Annotated in this window: 17 protein-coding genes; 6 read left to right on the top strand and 11 right to left on the bottom strand. The window is 44.6% G+C overall.

The features are described 5' to 3' along the window. Positions 1-260 precede the first annotated feature (260 nt). From eboC to V7K76_RS09965, 3 genes are all read right to left on the bottom strand, one after another. Complete coding sequence (gene eboC, locus V7K76_RS09975) at positions 261-1,193, bottom strand: UbiA-like protein EboC (protein WP_334776498.1); 933 nt, start codon at positions 1,191-1,193, stop codon at positions 261-263. A 96-nt stretch (positions 1,194-1,289) separates the two neighbouring features. Continuing rightward, positions 1,290-2,198: a TatD family hydrolase gene (locus tag V7K76_RS09970; RefSeq protein WP_334776497.1), complete on the bottom strand. Its 909-nt coding sequence runs from the start codon at positions 2,196-2,198 to the stop codon at positions 1,290-1,292. Between the two features lie 138 nt (positions 2,199-2,336). Beyond that, the gene (locus V7K76_RS09965; protein WP_334776496.1) at positions 2,337-3,218 is read right to left on the bottom strand and encodes an EboA family metabolite traffic protein; all 882 of its coding nucleotides are present in this window, start codon (positions 3,216-3,218) and stop codon (positions 2,337-2,339) included. Between the two features lie 481 nt (positions 3,219-3,699). Between V7K76_RS09965 and V7K76_RS09960 the strand changes: the two genes are divergently transcribed. Together V7K76_RS09960 and V7K76_RS09955 are read left to right on the top strand one after the other, a co-directional pair. Then, complete coding sequence (locus tag V7K76_RS09960; protein WP_334776495.1) at positions 3,700-4,902, top strand: 3-dehydroquinate synthase; 1,203 nt, start codon at positions 3,700-3,702, stop codon at positions 4,900-4,902. 513 nt (positions 4,903-5,415) lie between these two features. Next, entirely contained in the window at positions 5,416-5,757 is a 342-nt protein-coding gene (locus V7K76_RS09955) for a hypothetical protein (protein ID WP_334776494.1), read from the top strand. Between the two features lie 170 nt (positions 5,758-5,927). On the opposite strand, the gene V7K76_RS09950 is transcribed toward V7K76_RS09955, so the two are convergent. Further along, the gene (locus V7K76_RS09950; protein ID WP_334776493.1) at positions 5,928-6,233 is read right to left on the bottom strand and encodes a HigA family addiction module antitoxin; all 306 of its coding nucleotides are present in this window, start codon (positions 6,231-6,233) and stop codon (positions 5,928-5,930) included. A 13-nt stretch (positions 6,234-6,246) separates the two neighbouring features. Then, positions 6,247-6,540, bottom strand: a complete 294-nt coding sequence (locus V7K76_RS09945; protein ID WP_334776492.1) for a type II toxin-antitoxin system RelE/ParE family toxin — start codon at positions 6,538-6,540, stop codon at positions 6,247-6,249. Positions 6,541-6,638: 98 nt separating this feature from the next. On the opposite strand from V7K76_RS09945, the gene V7K76_RS09940 reads away from it, so the two are divergent. Next, positions 6,639-6,884, top strand: a complete 246-nt coding sequence (locus V7K76_RS09940; RefSeq protein ID WP_334776491.1) for a type II toxin-antitoxin system Phd/YefM family antitoxin — start codon at positions 6,639-6,641, stop codon at positions 6,882-6,884. Beyond that, positions 6,881-7,189 (top strand): Txe/YoeB family addiction module toxin, encoded by a 309-nt coding sequence (locus V7K76_RS09935; RefSeq protein ID WP_334776490.1) that lies wholly within the window; start codon positions 6,881-6,883, stop codon positions 7,187-7,189. The genes V7K76_RS09940 and V7K76_RS09935 overlap by 4 nt, the downstream gene beginning before the upstream one ends. A gap of 1 nt (position 7,190) precedes the next feature. Here the strand turns inward: V7K76_RS09935 and V7K76_RS09930 are convergent, their stop codons facing one another. After that, positions 7,191-7,889: a YdcF family protein gene (locus V7K76_RS09930; protein WP_334776489.1), complete on the bottom strand. Its 699-nt coding sequence runs from the start codon at positions 7,887-7,889 to the stop codon at positions 7,191-7,193. Positions 7,890-8,201: 312 nt separating this feature from the next. On the opposite strand from V7K76_RS09930, the gene ctpB reads away from it, so the two are divergent. Then, a complete protein-coding gene (gene ctpB, locus V7K76_RS09925) occupies positions 8,202-9,542 on the top strand; it encodes a carboxyl-terminal processing protease CtpB (protein WP_335029755.1) in 1,341 nt (446 codons plus the stop codon). Between the two features lie 275 nt (positions 9,543-9,817). Beyond that, on the top strand, positions 9,818-10,807 hold the full coding sequence (locus V7K76_RS09920) for a glycosyltransferase (RefSeq protein ID WP_335029754.1): 990 nt from the start codon (positions 9,818-9,820) through the stop codon (positions 10,805-10,807). An 84-nt stretch (positions 10,808-10,891) separates the two neighbouring features. Here V7K76_RS09920 and rpe read toward each other — a convergent pair whose 3' ends face one another. The 5 genes from rpe to V7K76_RS09895 all read right to left on the bottom strand — a co-directional run bounded on the left by rpe (position 10,892) and on the right by V7K76_RS09895 (position 17,878). Beyond that, a complete protein-coding gene (rpe, locus tag V7K76_RS09915) occupies positions 10,892-11,659 on the bottom strand; it encodes a ribulose-phosphate 3-epimerase (RefSeq protein WP_334776486.1) in 768 nt (255 codons plus the stop codon). 473 nt (positions 11,660-12,132) lie between these two features. Continuing rightward, a complete protein-coding gene (locus V7K76_RS09910; protein WP_334776485.1) occupies positions 12,133-12,576 on the bottom strand; it encodes an RpiB/LacA/LacB family sugar-phosphate isomerase in 444 nt (147 codons plus the stop codon). Positions 12,577-13,039: 463 nt separating this feature from the next. Continuing rightward, a complete protein-coding gene (locus tag V7K76_RS09905; RefSeq protein ID WP_335029753.1) occupies positions 13,040-14,761 on the bottom strand; it encodes an ABC transporter permease in 1,722 nt (573 codons plus the stop codon). After that, positions 14,762-15,883: an ABC transporter permease gene (locus V7K76_RS09900; RefSeq protein WP_334776482.1), complete on the bottom strand. Its 1,122-nt coding sequence runs from the start codon at positions 15,881-15,883 to the stop codon at positions 14,762-14,764. A gap of 15 nt (positions 15,884-15,898) precedes the next feature. Then, entirely contained in the window at positions 15,899-17,878 is a 1,980-nt protein-coding gene (locus V7K76_RS09895) for an ATP-binding cassette domain-containing protein (protein WP_334776481.1), read from the bottom strand. Positions 17,879-17,929: the final 51 nt, after the last annotated feature.

Genomic DNA, 17,929 nt, shown 5'->3' with positions numbered 1-17,929 from the left:
TAATCTGTTTTCTGAAGTTTATACAATTTCATCAAATATATACCACATATTTATGGTTAGGGGCGCATAGATGTACGCCCTTAGAGGTTGTTTACTAGCCCTGGCGATTAGAAATCGCGGCTACACAGACAAAACCCACCTCCGTGGGTTAAAAACCCTTGATTCCTCATTAGTCCACGGAGGTGGAATTGGTTTGTGTAGTAGCGAATTATATTCGCCCAAAACTTTTCAAACATCCTCTCATAACTGGGTATTCAAGTTTAAGTAACAGCAAATAGTTGTGCTAACTTCATCGAAATTGGTAACAAAATTAGCACTAATAAACCGTAATACAAACCAGCAAAACCAGATGCAACAGTTGCATCCAAGACTATTAGAGATAAAACACCTATTTTCACGGCATTTCTAATATTTTCGGCTATTGGTTCACGCGCAGCTTTGATAAAATTAGGCAAGATTCTGATAGCTAAGAAAACAGCGAATGGTAGTGCTGCGATCGCTGTATACTCTTCTAATAATCCTAAAGCTAAAACTGCCGTCAAAACTATTGCAATTAGCAGTAGTGCTAGTACTCCCGTAATTTTCTTACCTCCGTGAACTTCACCCTGACTAATTGCGGTGATCGCAGCAATATAAAGAACAGGAATCAGCGCTAAATACCAACGTTCTCCGATGATTTCGGGTACAGCACTGACACCTAACAATAAGTTACTACCACGGCACAAACCCATATTTAAAGGGCCAAAAAAAGGATGATGTTTGGCAAGTGAGTTATAGAGGAGGCATGAAAGAGTGATAAAAATAGCGATCGCAGCACTCAACCAGGATAATTGAAAAGCAGCTATAATCCCGATTGCAAATAGTATACTTCCCAAGAAAGTAGCATTTTGACGAGATACACGACCACTCGGAATTGCTCTATTTGGTCGCTCCTTTGCATCTAATTCCGCATCAAAAACATCATTAAAAACTATACCACCGCCGTATAAACCAGTTGTAGCTAATAACAACCAACCTAATGGAATTAATACGGCAAAACTTGCTTCCCCATTAATTAATTTAGTAAAAATAATCCCAGAGCCAGAAGCAGCAAAACCAACAAGAATATCCGCCCAAGCAGTAACAATATTAGCAGGACGCATCAATTCTAGATAACCCCGCCAGCCTTGAAAATTTAAGCTTGCAACATTCACTTATCTGCCTCCTTGTCTAGTAATTTCTCAAAATAAACTGCATATTACAGATAAATCAGATATTTATGCAATTCCCCACTCCCTACTCCCTACTCCCTACTCAATCAACACATAATCTGAAACTGATTTGATTCCTGGTTCCTGTCCCCGCAGTACAGAATTACCACTGAACATTTGACGCTGATCGACAAATTGGGGATTGAGCCAATCTGAAGCTTTCATCTGCCCAGTTTGACTGTAAGCAGCTAGGGCATTTTCATAACAAACTGCTCGCACATGTTCTTCAGGAATGCCTCTATCTAACATCAACTGAGCCGTTTTCGGGACTGCCAAAGGATCGCTAATACCCCAATCAGCACTACTATCTACAATGATCCGATCTCGTCCATACTTACGAACAACTTCTACCATTCTGACGTTACCCATTTTCGTCTGTGGGTAAATCGTGAAAGCTGCCCAAAAACCACGTCCTAATACTTCTTCAACGGTTTCTTCGTTGTTATGATCGATAACTACTTGTGAAGGATCTAAACCATATTCAATGCAGCGATCCATACTCCGACTAGCACCCGCCTTTTTATTGCGGTGAGGAGTATGAATTAGTACTAACATATCGAGTTCTTTAGCTAGTTCTAACTGTTGACAGAAGTACTTATCTTCTGCTTCTGTCATATCGTCATAGCCAATTTCGCCAATGGCAACAACTCCTTCTTTACATGCATAAAGTGGTAGCAGTTCCATAACTTCTGTTGCTAGTGCTTCATTGTTAGCTTCTTTCGGATTTAATCCGATTGTGCAGTAGTGCTGGATGCCAAACTGACTAGCACGAAACCGTTCCCAACCCACAAGGCTACTGAAGTAGTCTTTAAATGAGCCGGCGTTGGTTCGGGGTTGTCCTAACCAAAAGGCTGGTTCAATAACAGCGACAATACCATATTCCCGCATTACTAAGTAATCGTAAGTAGTACGGGAACACATGTGAATGTGAGGATCGATAAACATCATGGTTTTAATGATTGGGAATTGGGAAAGAGGAGGCAGGAGGCAGAAGCCAGAAGGCAGGAGGCAGAAGTACTTTAATTTTGAATTTATTTCTCCCTCATCCCCACTCGCTACTCCCTTCTATTTGTAGACAAAGAGGCGTTAGCGCAGATCGCCGCAGGCATCGCGGCTAAAATTGCTCCAAGTCAGATTACCTTGTTGAATGGATGACTGTAAATCTGGGTAATGAGAAAGCAATGCTTGCGCTTGGGGTAAAGGAGACTCAGCACAAGCTAATGCTGCTGCTTTTTGCTCGTCTATAGCCCCATTAGCCAGTACTTTTTCTAAATCTGTAATGATGGCGCTATCGGCAAACCGCCCTACAGGTCGCCAAAGTTCTGGTGTAACTGAGCGTTTAGCTGCCCAGCGTTCATGGGCATAGGCTGCCAACATCTTCGCCAATTCCGGGTTAGCACGGCGATCTAGACCCCAAATTAGATGCAACGGACTGCCGACAAACACAGCCTTCAGCACCATCTGATTCCAAGCAGCATTATCTAAATAATTTGCAGGATAGGGATTGCGTAATGCTATGGCTTGAAATACATTACTCATATTGCTGCGAATTCCCTCAGCAGTACGGTGGCGATGTAATTCTGGATGTGGTAATAATGGCAAACTTTGATAAAGAACAACTAACTCCCCCATATCGGCAGTGGAGAAGAATTGATCGAGCGATCGCAAATACCCCTGAGTATCATCGTGGGGCAAAGCTAAAAGTAAGAGTGTGCGACCTGCTTGATCTACACTCCAATGACCAGGATACCAACCGGGAATTACATCCTGTGCTACTTCTAAGTCCCGGAATGTTAGCTGCAAATCCTCTTTACCGAGATAGCGCGGCACAGCACTAAAAGCTGTAAAAAACACTCGTTCCGCAGCACCGCTAGCAATCTGTGCCTCCTTCTGTTCCAGCCAAGCAAAAGCTTTTTCTGAAACAGACTTTAACAGCCATTGATGCAGTAACTTGTTTACTTTACTCATGATAAATTCAGGAGAAGTTGCCCAACTTCTTTATGACAACTAAGTATAAAATCTACCACTAAACTTGATACTTTGGGATTGAAGTAGTTAACTCGTATTCTACTGAGATCATAAATTCACTGAATCTATAAAAATCTCCCGACTTTAAAGAAGATATTGTAAAGATATCATTTGAATTAGATGAACACTGAATTATCTTACGGAAAAAATTTAGAATTCTATGTAATAATGATCTCCATTGCATTGCCAACATCAGATAAAATATAAAGTTCAGGTATTGATAAGAATTGTAACCTCATGCTATTTTAACTTTATCTACTAAGGTAAAAGCACTTCAAAAATGTGATTAATTTAGTAGTTAAATTGGTGTAATAAATCATTTAATTGAAGTATTTAATTGATTTATTATGTCCATTGTGCCGTCAACTCTAATTGCAGCAATGTATTTATTTACAGTTATTTCAAACACAATAATATTCAAATGGCTATTCAACAAAAAACCGCTCTTAATCTGCAACCAATTAATCAATGTGTCCGCGTGACCTTCAATTATGATGTTCACTTCACTAAAGGTTTGTTTCAGCCAGATAATCCTTTACTCGCACAAGTGATTGCCGCAGATGGGGAAACAACCCCAAAGCAAGTGCTAGCAGTGGTAGATGGAGGATTTTTACAGTACCAGGATGGGTTGCTAAAAAAATTATCAGCCTATGCCCAGCGTTATGAAGATGTGCTAACACTAAGCGGTGAACCGATAGTAGTGCCGGGTGGAGAAGCAGTCAAAAACGATTCTAGATTTATAGAGCAAATTCATCAGCAGATCAATGCATCTGGATTGTGCCGTCACTCCTACGTATTAGCAATTGGAGGTGGAGCCGTTTTAGATATGGCAGGATACGCAGCAACAACGGCTCACCGAGGAATTCGACTGCTACGAGTACCAACAACAGTATTAGGGCAAAATGATTCGGGTGTAGGGGTAAAGAACGGAATCAATGCCTTCGGAAAGAAAAACTTTTTGGGTACATTCATGCCACCTTATGCTGTCTTGAATGACTTTGATGTTCTGACTAGCCTTGACGATCGAGATTGGCGATCGGGTATTGCAGAAGCGGTGAAAGTAGCGCTAATTAAAGATGCAGATTTCTTCAATTTCATTATGACTAATGCCGATAAATTGGCTAATCGAGACATGGACGTAATGGAAAGGCTAATCTATCGCTGTTCTCAGTTGCACTTAGAGCATATTGCTGGTAGCGGCGATCCCTTTGAAATGGGTTCATCGCGTCCTTTAGACTTTGGACACTGGGCTGCTCACAAACTAGAGCATTTAACTAATTACAGCCTACGTCATGGTGAAGCTGTAGCGATCGGCATCGCTTTAGATACGACCTATTCATATTTAACAGGGCAACTTTTGCAATCAGAGTGGCAACGAGTTCTAACTACACTCAAAAAATTAGGCTTTACTTTGTACGTATCAGCACTAACAGAGCAGTTAGATCAATTAGACCATCCGCATTGTATATTTAGGGGACTTACCGAGTTCCGTGAACACTTGGGAGGACAATTAACAATTACTCTTCTACAAGGAATCGGAGAGGGAATAGAAGTTAACCATGTGGATTTGTCTTTGTATAAAGATGCTATTTTAATGCTGCAAAATTGGGAACTTTTGCATTGATATCCATTGGGTGTATTAGCACAAGTGATGTCTAGAAACAAGCCATTACACTAAAATGTGCTTGTTAATGCACAAATTTACATCTGGATGATTTATGCACCCAGAGACGCAAGACCTTATTAGTCGGTTTAGCCCTCTTTTGTCAGAGTGGGAGAATCCAATCGCCCAAATGCTTACAGGGCTTTAATTTCCACGTTTTGTCTATAAATTCTAGTTTCTATTAGAAAATAAAGCCTCAAACCTTGATGAGATCAAAGTCTCAGAGTTTGGCTGAGATTATTGTTTTCCGAGAGTGACAAAACAGGGTTAGAAATTATACAGAAAATCGTCAGCCGTTTGTCTGGAATACAGAGAATAGGGGAGGACTGAATTGCTGGAATTTATTATTGTCGGAAGGCTTTGTTCAAACTACTGATTTCGATCAAGCGATCGCAACATGGAAAGGGATAGCACGTAACTGCCTGTCAATCGACGAAGCCAGTCGCACGAGACATACATGAAAAAATCAGTAAGGTGCTAGTAAAGTTAAAGCCGATAGAGTGTTACGGGTATTACGATTACTTCATCTACAACCACCAAATTTTTTGTACAATCTCCTCTGAGGAAGCGATCGCAATCGAACTTGCTTTAAAAGCAGGAAAGATGTTTGATGACGATCCTTACTATTTCAAAGTTAAGTATGATGGAGGTTCATCGGAAAAACCTGTTACCCAATTCATGCGTAATAATTTCCAACAAATTCAACGATATATGTTTTGCTTTTGGGATGTTGGATATGGGTACAAGTTTGGTTTTACTGAACATGGAGATTGGGTTGGCTTGAAGTATTTGAGTTACATGGACTATAACCCTTGATAGCAGCCTAATAACCAAATTCAGTATAGCTCGATATGAAGTCTGCTAAGTGTCCCATTTCATGCAGAATGATCGCTAAATTATTTTTATAAAAGTGAGATTTTATTAAACTACGCCTAATTACGATTCTTTTATTCTGCAAAAATATAGCTGAATTTTTACGGCGATCGCTACTTCGTGGTTCTAAATTGCAAAATACTTTTTAGTTCCTCTTCTTCTTCCTTGAGAACGTGGTAAAGTTCCCAATTTTGTTGGAGGTTTAACCAAAACTCTGAGCTATTTCCGAAAAATTTTGATAACCTTATTGCCGTACTAGGTGTAATACCTCGCTTTTGATTTACAAGCTCATTTATTCGCTGATAAGGAACGTGAAGTGCATCTGCAAGTTCTCTTTGGGTTATTCCCATTGGGTCTAGAAAATCTTTAAGTAATATTTCACCTGGATGTGATGGAGGTCTATACTTTGCAACTCTCATCTGTTGTTACCTCCTAATGGTAATCGACTATTTCAACTTCTGATGCACCCTGGAGTGTCCATATAAAGCAAATTCGATATTGGTCATTTATCCGAATGCTATGTTGACCTTTACGAGCGCCTTTTAGTACTTCTAACCTGTTACCCGGTGGAACTTTAATGTCATCTAGAGATAACGCTGCATTAAGTTGATCTAATTTTCTCCGTGCAACTTCCCAACAGTATATAGGACATTGCTTTCGAGCTTCCTTTGAGTCATTGCCATCAAAAATATCTTCGGTTCCTCGATCCTTAAATGATACTATCATAATTAGCATGATCACACGGTTATCATGCTATCAAAAAACAAAGTAATTTTTTGTAGGATGAGTAAACTAAATTAAAGTTATCGTGAGTTAAAAAAGTTATGATGTCTTCGCTTCCCGTCAACGACGCTCAAAATAATTTGCAACAGATTATCGACCAAGTTGCAGAGCAGGGTAAACCTGTGATCATTCGAGGCGATCGCGGTAATGCAATTCTGCTTGCGGAAAAAGATTGGTCTGCAATTCAGGAGACTCTTTACTTATTATCTGTCTCTGGAATGCGAGAATCTATAAAAGAAGGACTAGCAACCCCGATTCAAGAATGTGATGAGGAGTTGGATTGGTGAGTCAACAAGCTTCTGAGGAGCCACTTGCAAACCCCGAAGGAGCGAGTTGGAGGTTGATTTACACAAAACAAGCGCAAAAAGACGCGAAGAAATTAGCTTCTAGTAACTTAAAGGAAAAGGCCGAGGAATTACTCACAGTCCTTGAAGAAAATCCTTTTCAAAATCCTCCACCTTATGAAAAGCTGGTTGGTGACTTATCAGGTGCTTATTCTCGTAGGATAAATATACAGGATCGGTTGGTATATGAGGTCATCGAATCCGAGCAAGTAGTCAAGATAATTCGCATGTGGACACATTACGAGTAAATTATCTTCCCAGCCCCCCTTGGTGTTCACAATGAAAACCTCGATTCTCCCAAGCTTGCATATCTACTTCGGTAAGTTTTGTCACATTTGAGCATTGCGGTTGAATAATTTGACTTAAAATCGCCCAAAATAAGCTGCGTGTTACATCTAACCCAGTTTTAAGCCAAGATTCATTATTACCAGGGACGCCCAACTCCTGAACAATCTCTGACTCTACCCAAATACCATGAGCGCCCAAAAGAATCTGTGCCATCCATAAGGCTCTAGGTAAATGACTCGGTGAGGTAATCAACATGACTTTATGCACTCCCCAACGCCGCAAAATTGGAATACCATAATAAAAATTTTCAAAGGTAGAATTCGCACACTTTTCTAACCAAACGTTTTGTAACCCTGCCAATTCTGCCTGGAAAATTAACAGTATACAGGGATCGGGGGAACCATGAGAAATTAAAATTGGGGTTTGTGGATATTGTTTTGCTTGTTGGGCAACATAAGTCTCTCGACGAATACTGCCACCAAGCACAAAGAAGGCATCTACAGGCTGCAAGGAAGCAAAAACTAAGGTTATAGTAGTAAAAATCAGCCAAACACCCAGGATAACGTACAATCCGCTAGTTAGTTTTTGTAACAATTGCCACAAATTAGCCGATTTTTTTTTAATAGAAATTAATGATTTGATGGTAAATTTGCGTTTCATGACTTAGGTAAGAAAAGCTGATTTAATGGCTATATAACAGTGCTGCAATTCAGTGAGCAAAGTGCTATCTTATGAAAGTAATCGAAAATGCAAATATGACGCTAATCAAAGTGTCATAAGATCAGTGTGGCCTTCCGGAGAAGGCTAACAAACTGAGAAATGGTTGTTAATAACTAATGCGGTATTTTGGCATCATTGTACCCATAAAAATGATGAAGGAGCATAGTTTATTTTGGGGTATAAAAACTTAAAAATTTCTGGAAAGCCTGATTGCTAAACTGTCAACAACACAATTATTCCAGCTAAGTATACATGAACCAATCTGCGAAAAGTTACTCACCGCTCCAAGTAGCCTTGATTGGTGGAGCGATCGCCACGACTGCTACGATGTCTGTATTCGGCCCTGCTTGGACTCGTGGTGTCCGTGCTGCTCTAGCCCTACAAGACAGCCCAAAAGTGATAGTTGACCAAGTTTGGCAACTGGTAAATCATGAATATGTTGATGGTAAATTTAATCAACAAGATTGGCAAGCAACCAGACAAAGCCTGTTGAGCAAAGACTACTCTTCTCGCGAAGAAGCATACACCGCCATCCGCGAAGCTTTACAAAAGTTGGGAGATCCTTACACTCGATTCATGAACCCCGAACAGTTTGAAGCCCTGACGAACCAAACATCTGGAGAAGTCTCTGGTATTGGCGTTCGGATGGAAGTGAACGAAAAAACTCAGCGGCTAACTGTTGTCGAAGCCATAGAAAATTCTCCAGCGCTGAAAGCTGGGATCAAACCAGGCGATGAAATTTTGGCAATTGACGGCAAACCCACTCTCAAAATGAAGGTGGATGACGCCTCCAAGTTAATCCGTGGCAAAGCGGGTACTCCCATCAAACTACGACTGGGACGGACGGGTCAAAATGCCTTTGATTTGAAGCTAACAAGAGCAAGTATTGAAGTACCAACAGTACGCTATACCCTCAGACAAGAAGGGAATCGCCGCGTTGGCTATATTCGTTTGCGAGAATTTAGCGCCCACGCCGCAGACCAAATGCAACGAGCTATCCGCGATTTGAATACTAAGAAAGTTGATTCCTATGTCTTAGATTTGCGGGGAAATCCTGGCGGGTTATTGCAGGCGAGCATTGAAATTGCTCGGATGTGGTACGATAACGGCGGCATTGTCAAGACAGTAGACCGTGTGGGCAGTAGTGAAGAAACTAAAGCCAATCGCACTGCTTTGACAAATCGTCCTTTGGCGGTCTTGGTAGATGGTAATTCCGCTAGTGCTAGCGAAATCCTCACAGGGGCACTCAAGGATAACAAGCGGGCGGTAGTTGTTGGTGGTCAAACCTTTGGCAAAGCCTTAGTGCAGTCAGTTCATGAACTCGCAGATGGTTCCGGCTTGGCTGTCACCATTGCCCATTACTACACCCCAGCAGGAACGGATATTAACCATAAAGGGATTACGCCAGATATCAAGCTAGACTTGACAGAGGCACAAGAGCGTCAGTTAGCTTCTAATCCAGATTTAATCGGCACTAAGAGCGATCCGCAATATGCCCGTGCGATCGCAATTTTATCAAATAATAACTTTGCCCAGCCGCCGGCAAATCAGCCCACTCAACCCATGAGTCGTGCAGGTAACTTGAAATTTTAGTTTCAACAGGTCACGCTCAGGATTCCACAACTTCCGTGCAGCGAAGGAAGGGAGTAATGGGCGCTTCGCGACTGGGTACTGGGTAAGAAAATATGAGTAAGATTTAGTTGGATTCTGAATCCCCATCTAAATCTTCCCAGTCCCCAGTCCCTAGTCCCCAATCCCTCACCAATCAATTCTGACTCCTGAATTCTGAATTCTGGCTCCTTCTAATTGTTCCAGGATTTGGATTTGGGCATACTAACTAGTAATCCCATCTCCCAAATCTCAGATTTATGAATCATCAGTCAGTTGATGCAACCACCGCCACCAGCTTTTTACCAATGGTGTCGGTGGTTGTTCCTATTTATAACGGTGAGGCGGATTTACCAGAGTTAATCAATTGTCTATTGTCTCAAACTTACCCAAGAGAACAGGTAGAGTATTTGTTGGTGGACAATAATAGTAGCGATCGCACTCTTACCATCCTCAAAACATCTGCCGAAAATTGCCCAATTACAATTCACCCATTGAGTGAAAACCAAATTCAAAGCTCTTATGCTGCTCGTAATACTGGGATTCGCGCCGCTACGGGTGAAATTATCGTTTTTACCGATGCAGATTGCCGTCCACAACCGCAATGGTTAGATGCACTAATTAAACCTTTTGTCAATAAAGAAGTGGTAATTGTTGCTGGTGAAATTGTGGCACTACCAGGCACAACACTGCTAGAAAGACACGCAGACCTTCAGGAAACTTTATCGCAAAAGCATACCCTGAACCATTTCTTTCGTCCCTATGGTCAAACGGCTAATTTGGCGATTCGACGCATAGCCTTAGAAAAAGCGGGTTTATTTCGTCCCTATCTTACCACAGGTGGCGATGCCGATATTTGCTGGCGGATTTTGGGGGAAAACATCGGGCGTTTGGAATTTGCTCCCGATGCGATCGTTCAGCACCGCCACCGCGCTACACTCAAAGAACTGCAAAGTCAATGGCGGCGCTATGGACGCTCAAATCGCTATCTGCACGAACTACACGGTGTAGATTTGATGCGAGAGATGACACCCAAAGAATACGGCTATCGTTTGACACGTTGGTTATTGAAAGAAATACCAAGAGATATTAAAAAGGCGTTGGCGCAGCCCAACCCAGGCATCGCGGGTCAAGCCACCCTTGTAAATTTATTAAATACTCCCATTGGTTTGTTCACAGCTAGAGCGCGTACTGCTGGGCAAAGAGACGCCAAACTACCAGATAATGCCAAGATAATTGATCGACTGTAACACAACGCCTGGGCATCATCCATTGCCAGCAGACCTTATTGTCAGCAACAAGCATCTTCACGGTTTCGATTAGCTTTTGGACATTCATTTCGGGTTGCTCCACTCTGGAAGGTGCATCTTTTGGATGCAAGGAAATGAATCAGGTGAATTTGATTCGTCCGTTGATTTCAAACTTTCCCATCCGCTAGCGCCGGGTTGGTTCTCGTTGACAATCTGGCGCATTTTTTTAATGGCGGTTTTCAGGCTGGGGGCACCGAACAAGCTCGTGCCCGCTACAAATGTATCCGCTCCGGTGCGGGCGCATTCGGCGGCGGTTTGGTCATTAATGCCGCCATCCACGCTGATGCGGTAGGACAGGTTTTTTTCGCGCCGCCACCCTTGGGCCTGCCGGATTTTGGGCAGGCATTTGGGGATAAATTCCTGTCCGCCGAATCCCGGATTGACAGTCATCACGAGCAGTAGATCAATTTGTTCGAGAAACGGCTGGACAGATGCGATCGCAGTAGGTGGATTGATGGCGAGTCCGACTTTTTTGCCGAGGGATTTTATTTTGTGGATCAGGGATGGGACTTGTTCGCCAAGTTCGACGTGAATGATCATTTCGTCCACACCGGCTTTCGCAAAGGGTTCGAGCAGGATGTCTGGCTGGGAACACATGAGGTGAACGTCAAAGAAAAGTTTGGTGAGTGGGCGGATGGCTTTGACAACTTGCGGACCGAAGGAAATGTTCGGGACGAAGTGGCCATCCATGATATCGAGGTGCAGCCGATCGGCACCAGAACGTTCGGCACGTTCGGCTTCTTGTCCAAAGCAAGACTGGTTGGAGGCAAGGAGCGAAGGTGCAATCATCATTTCGACAACCTTTGATTTCATATTTTTTGCTGGCGTACAGTCACACAATTTTGGATTTTAGATTTTAGATTGACCCCAGCAATCAAGTCAGGGGCAAGTCAAGAATTTTAGATTTTGGATTTTAGATTTCTTCTCGCGTTTAAATTCGCTTGCTCTGAGACCTTTTTAAATTTTGCGGAAAGTTGCGTGGGCGGCTCTGCTGCGCCACTTCCTACAACGGGGAGCCATTGCGGTGGACGGGTTCCCCGGCATAAAGGAGCCAGCCGCGTGGGCGGGTCTCCCGACTTGAGCGGACTGGCGTCAAGCGGCGTGGGAACCCCCGCAACGGAGTGGCTTGACTTGAGCAAACTTTCTAAGACGGATTTTGAATCTTCTCCTGACGGAGAGGCTACGCCAACAATCCAAAATCCAAAATTTAAAATCTAAAATTCGGAAAGTTTCTCTCTGTTGCCCGTTCAGAGTTCCTTTTCATCTCAAAATTCCAATGCCGCTACTTTCTCAAGCCGTCGCTGGAAACGTTCATCTTGCTGGAAACGAGCAGCCAGAAATATCTGAACCAATTCCCAGGATTCGGCATATCCAGTGACTTGTCCGCCCAGACACATCACGTTCATGTCGTCATCCTCCACCCCCTGATGAGCGGAGAATGAATCCGCGATTAACGCCGCCCGCACACCTGCTACCTTGTTAGCAGCAACACAAGCTCCTATCCCACTACCGCAAATGGCTAAACCGCGAAGGATTGTGCCCTTCGCCACCGCCTGGGCTAGTGGTACAACAAAATCTGGGTAGTCATCTCCTTTAATTAACTCATAAGCACCAAAATCTTCAACCTCATAGCCAGCCTCCTTTAGAGCCGCCGTCAGTTGCACTTTCAACTCAAACCCACCATGATCCGCCGCGATCCCAATGTGCATTATTTTCCCCCCAAGCCGACGAGCAGTTTCTCTATTGGTGTTGCATCCGAACTCCACTACCAGTTGTGGATTTCCGGCAAGTCTTCGCCGTGCTGGTCGATGTAATGCTTATCCCGGATTTCTCACCAGATTTATCACTTTCTCACTAAAACATAAAGCATCAAATACTTCTTATATCTTGCTAGGTAAATAAGTTCAATTTCATCTACCACTTTTGAATGTTTTATCAGAATTTGTATAAGTTATACATAACTCAAACATTAAATATGACCATTTTTTGAATTCAAAATTCAAAATTCAAAATTTAAGAAATAATTTTGAATTGTTTAATTAAGGATACAGAGCAACTAAATTCATTTATGGAAAATGAAAAAATATATATATTTCGAGACACGTAGTGCGTTCGCTTTCCAGCGTCTCGTAGAGAGAAATATTGCGTCCGCTGACTTCACTGCGAAAAGAATTACGCAAGCTGACGGCTAAATTGGCGCACACTGAGAGTCAACAATATGGCCGCAAACGCGATTAAAATTAGCACTTGGGTCCACAGAACTTCTAGTCCCACACCTTTGAGGATGATGGCACGACAGACTTCAATGAAGTAACGCATGGGGTTCAAGTAGGTCAGCGATTGCATGAACGAGTTCATCGAGGCAATAGGAGAGGTTGCTCCACTGAGAAGCGACAGGGGCGGGTTGATAAAGAAAGTAATGAGCTGGCACTGCTGCTGGCTTTTGGCGTAGCTAGCAACCAGAATGCCGATACTGATTCCCACCGTAAAGTAAAGGATCGAAATGATCAGCAGAAGCAGTAAGTTGCCTCGAAATGGCATTCCAAAAATTAACCTACCTACCGCTAACCCCACTAACAAATCAAAGGTGAGTAGAATTAGCAGCGGAATAATTTTTGCCAGGATGATCTGAGTGCTGGAAGCGGGTGTCATGACCAGTTGTTCGATCGTTCCTGCCTCTTTTTCCCTGACCACTAATGATGCGGCTGTTTGAGAACCAAGCACAGTCATCAAAATGCCAATAATTCCCGGTACAATAAACCAGGCGGTATCTAGCCCCGGATTATAAAGCACCTCTGTTTGCATCTCAACTTGATTGCGCTGTAACGATTGGCTGGAGGGAGTATCTATTGATGGGCTGGAGGTGTTCTGCTGATTGGCGCTGTTGGTTGAAGTGTTTGAATTCTGCTGATCAGAGTTGTTGGTCGCAGAACTGACGCTCTGATCAATTGTGCTGCTGCTCGAACTATCAGAACTGATGTTTGATTGATTTGCGTTACTAGTTGTAGAGTTATTAGTTAGGGTATTAGAAGTTTGATTGATGGCATTGCTAGAACTTTGACTGGTAGAGTTATTAGTTAGGGTACTAGAAGTTTGATTGATGGCATTGGGAGAACTTTGACTGGTAGAGTTATTAGTTGGGGTATTAGAAGTTTGATTGATGGCATTGCTAGAACTTTGACTGGTAGAGCTATTCGTTGGGGTATTAGAAGTTTGATTGATGGCATTGCTACTTGAAGTCTGAGTACTACTATTGTTCTGATTGCTAGATGTGCTGATTGAAGGCTCTAAGTTTTGATTTGTCGTGTTATCGGTTAACGGGCTGGAGCCGATAGTCAGTTGACTGGAGGGATAGTCCGTTGAAGTAGTGGTATTATTAGTTGCGTTACTGGCACTGGCGACTTCTTGACTGTAGGCGTTTACTTGCGATCGCCGCTGATTATAATCGTTGACCAATTGGCTGACATAAGTCGATGCTGTAGTGGCGGTGTTAGCATTGATGGCATCAAAGAGTGCCTGCACGTCAGCCGTGCGTCTGCGGGCAATGTCATCGGCAAATTCAGGTGGAATGACAATGCCAACTGTGAGGGCACCCTTTGCTAGATCCGCCGTCATATCCTGTTGATCGGCATAGTGCTTGCTGACAGTAAAGGCATCCGTTTGGCTAAAAATTTCTGTGAATTCGCGGGAAGCACGACTATGGCTGTAGTCTGTAATCCCCACTTTCAGTCCTTTAACATCAGGATCGAGCGCGACGCCAAATAAGATCAGAAAGAGAGTTGGCGGCAACAGCAATTGGATCACCAGGGCACGGTTGTGCAAGATTTGAGTACATTCTTTCTGAAACAACGCCCAGAAGCGACTACTTAAGATTCTGTCAATCCAGTGCATCATTTAGGACTCCACCTGCATCGTTTGCAGTTTGCGCCAAGCCAGGAAGAAAAAGAGGATTGCCAGCAGCAGCAACCCTAGTAAGGGACTCCAATCACTCACCCAGCCAGAGCCACGGGCGTAGGCATTGCGTGTCAGCAGAATGTAGTGTCGCGCCGGAATCAGCAGCGATACCCACTGGATGGCGATCGGAATATTTGCGATTGGGTAAATGAAACCCGATAGCTGGAGGGAGAGCAAAAAGGCGGTGAAGGAAACGTTCTGAATCACCGTACTCTGGGAGTTGGTACTGGCACCTAAAAAGATGCCCCAGAAAACGCCACAGGCAATGTAGAGAACGGAACCCAGAATAACAGGCGTAGGGTCGCCCACAAACCACAGTCCAAAGCATAGCCAGGACTCCAGGTTGACAAGCAAAATTTCTGCCATACCCACCAGCCAAAATGCCACTGCTTTCCCCAACAGGTATTCTGTACCCGTGAGGCTAGAAGCGTACACTTGTAGAATCGTGCTTTGTTCCCGCTCTTTTGCAGTCGCTAAACCCGCCAGCAGTGGTGGAAACAGCGTTACCGTCATAGCGATCGCGCCAGGACCGATATATTTCAGGGTTTCCAAGCCGGGATTATACCATAGTCGTGATTGCAAATTGACCGGAGTAGTCGCACCAGATGATTGTAAGTTCTGGACAAAGGCGCTGTTCGTCGCGTTGGCATAGCCGCGAATCACATTCGCGGTGTTGGAATCGCTGCCATCCAGCAAAAGCTGCACGTTTGCTGTGCGATCGGCTCGGTTTAAATCCCGCGAGAATTTGGGGGGAATGATGATGCCGCCGGAAATCCACCCCTGATCCAGCAGATGAGGAAGATCCACACCAGTACCCTGTGCAACCACCTGGAAGGTCTGTGTGCGTTCAAAGGTGGCAATGTATTCCCGGCTGCTAGGGGTCATCGATAAATCTTGAAAGCCAAAGTTAATCTCGTTGACTTGCAGCGAGACGGCAAAACCATACAGCAGCAACAGCAGGATGGGTAAACCCAGTGCCATTGTTAAGCTCAGGCGATCGCGTCCCAGTTGGGTCAGTTCTTTGAGGATTTGAGCAATGATCCGTTTGGGTCGTACTGCCACAAGTATTTCTCCTAATTAATCGACTGAAATCTCAAGCCCGCGCTGCCGTGCTTGCTCCACGACGCTGATAAACACGTCTTCTAGCGAAAATGCAATTTCACTGTGACTGTGAATGGTGATCCCCAGATCCTTCAGCCAATGTTCGATTTGCGGCACCTGACTACTGGGGTCATCGAGAATGGTGTGCAACCGGGAACCGAAAATGGAGACGCGCCAGCGATCGAACTTCTGTTTGAGCAGATCAGATGCCTGCTGCAACGGTTCGCACTCCCACTCAATCAGCCGTCCCGGTTGGTCATCTTTGACTTGTCGCGGTGTCCCCTGAGCGACGAGTTCTCCAGCCACCATGAAGCCCAGGCGGTGACACTGTTCGGCTTCTTCCAGATAGTGGGTAGTTACCAAAATTGCCATTCCTTCCCGCGCAAACTGATTGATCCAACGCCAAAACTGTCGTCGTGCCAGTGGATCAACGCCCGACGTTGGCTCATCCAAAAAGACAATTTTGGGTTCGTGCATCACCGATGCGCCAAAGGCAACGCGCTGCTTCCAGCCGCCAGGTAAGTCACCCGTCATGCGATCGCCTTGTCCCACCAGGTCGCTCATCTGCAACACCCAATTTTTCTTGGCGGGGCGGTGTTTACGTGGCACTGCATAAACACCACAGTAAAATTCCAGATTTTGGTTGATCGTCAGGTCATCGTAAAGCGTGAACTTTTGAGACATATAACCAAGTTTTTGGCGCACCTGTTCACTCCGCAGTTCACCTGTTTCGCCTGCCAGCATGACCTTGCCAGAACTGGCTGTTAGCAAACCGCACAGCATTTTTATGGCGGTAGTTTTACCCGCTCCATTTGCGCCCAATAGCCCAAACACTTCTCCATATTGGATGTCTAAGTTGATGTCTTTAACCGCATTGAAATTACCGAATATTTTGTTGAGATGTTGAGCGCCGATCGCCGTCCCTAGCGATCGCTGTTGCCGAAAAATATGCGGATATTCACCTGCTGCGATGTCCCCTTTGAGGTCGCGCAGACGCAAGACGAAGGCGTTTTCTAAGGTTGGTGTATCGGTTACAACATTCTTTACCTGGATCTGGTGCCGCTCCAGAACGCCCTGGAGGTCAGTGGTTGTTTGCTGGGGTTGGGCGGTGAGGACATCCAGGTGATCGCCAAAGCGCTGCACATCAGCAATCGATTCTTGCAGATCCGCATCGTGCTTGAGCTTGTCCTCTGCCTCGTCCAACTGGTCAACGGGTAGATACACTTCCAACCTCTGCATACCCAGGCTGGCTTTCACTCTGGCTGGTGTGTCACATTGCTGAATTTTTCCCTCATACATAAAGGCGATGCGGGAACAGCGCTCGGCTTCATCCAGGTAGGGCGTGGCAACCACGGTTGTGAGTCCTTCCGTACTGGAAAGCTGCGCCAAAATATCCCAAAACTCCCGCCGCGAAATGGGATCAACGCCTGTCGTTGGTTCATCCAGCAGCACAATCCGGGGGTTGTGAATTAGTGTGCAGCACAATCCCAGCTTTTGCTTCATCCCGCCAGAGAGCTTTCCCGCTAGCCGTTCTTTGAATTGTGCCAGATCCAACAAGCCGAGGAAATGTTCACTGCGGCTTTTGAAGTCGCGATCGCTCACCTCCCGCAAACCTGCCGCATATTGCAGGTTTTCCGCAACGCTCATGTCCACGTACAGGCTAAAGCGTTGCGTCTGGTAGCCCATCTGCAACCGCGCCTCCCTGGGATGCAACCCCATCACTTCCACAATGCCGCTGGTTTGCGGCATCACTCCAGAGAGAATCTGAAAGGTCGTCGTCTTGCCAGCGCCATCGGGACCAATCAACCCAAAGATTTCGCCAGGATAAATGTCTAAATTGATGCCAGCGACAGCATCCTGGGCTTGCTTGCCATAGCGGTGCCGCAAATCACGCAGGGAAATGATCGGCGCATTGGTTCGCTGGGATGGAGTCGCTGCCTGAAGAGCCTGTGTCATGATGTTGTAGATTCCTGGCTGAGTGCAGTCCGACTTTTTTAGACATCTGGG

It is taken from the genome of Nostoc sp. (assembly GCF_036917975.1).
In the GTDB taxonomy this organism is placed as follows: Bacteria; Cyanobacteriota; Cyanobacteriia; order Cyanobacteriales; family Nostocaceae; genus Nostoc.
Note: the sequence above shows the minus strand (reverse complement) of the source record. Positions and strands in the feature narration are given on the sequence as shown.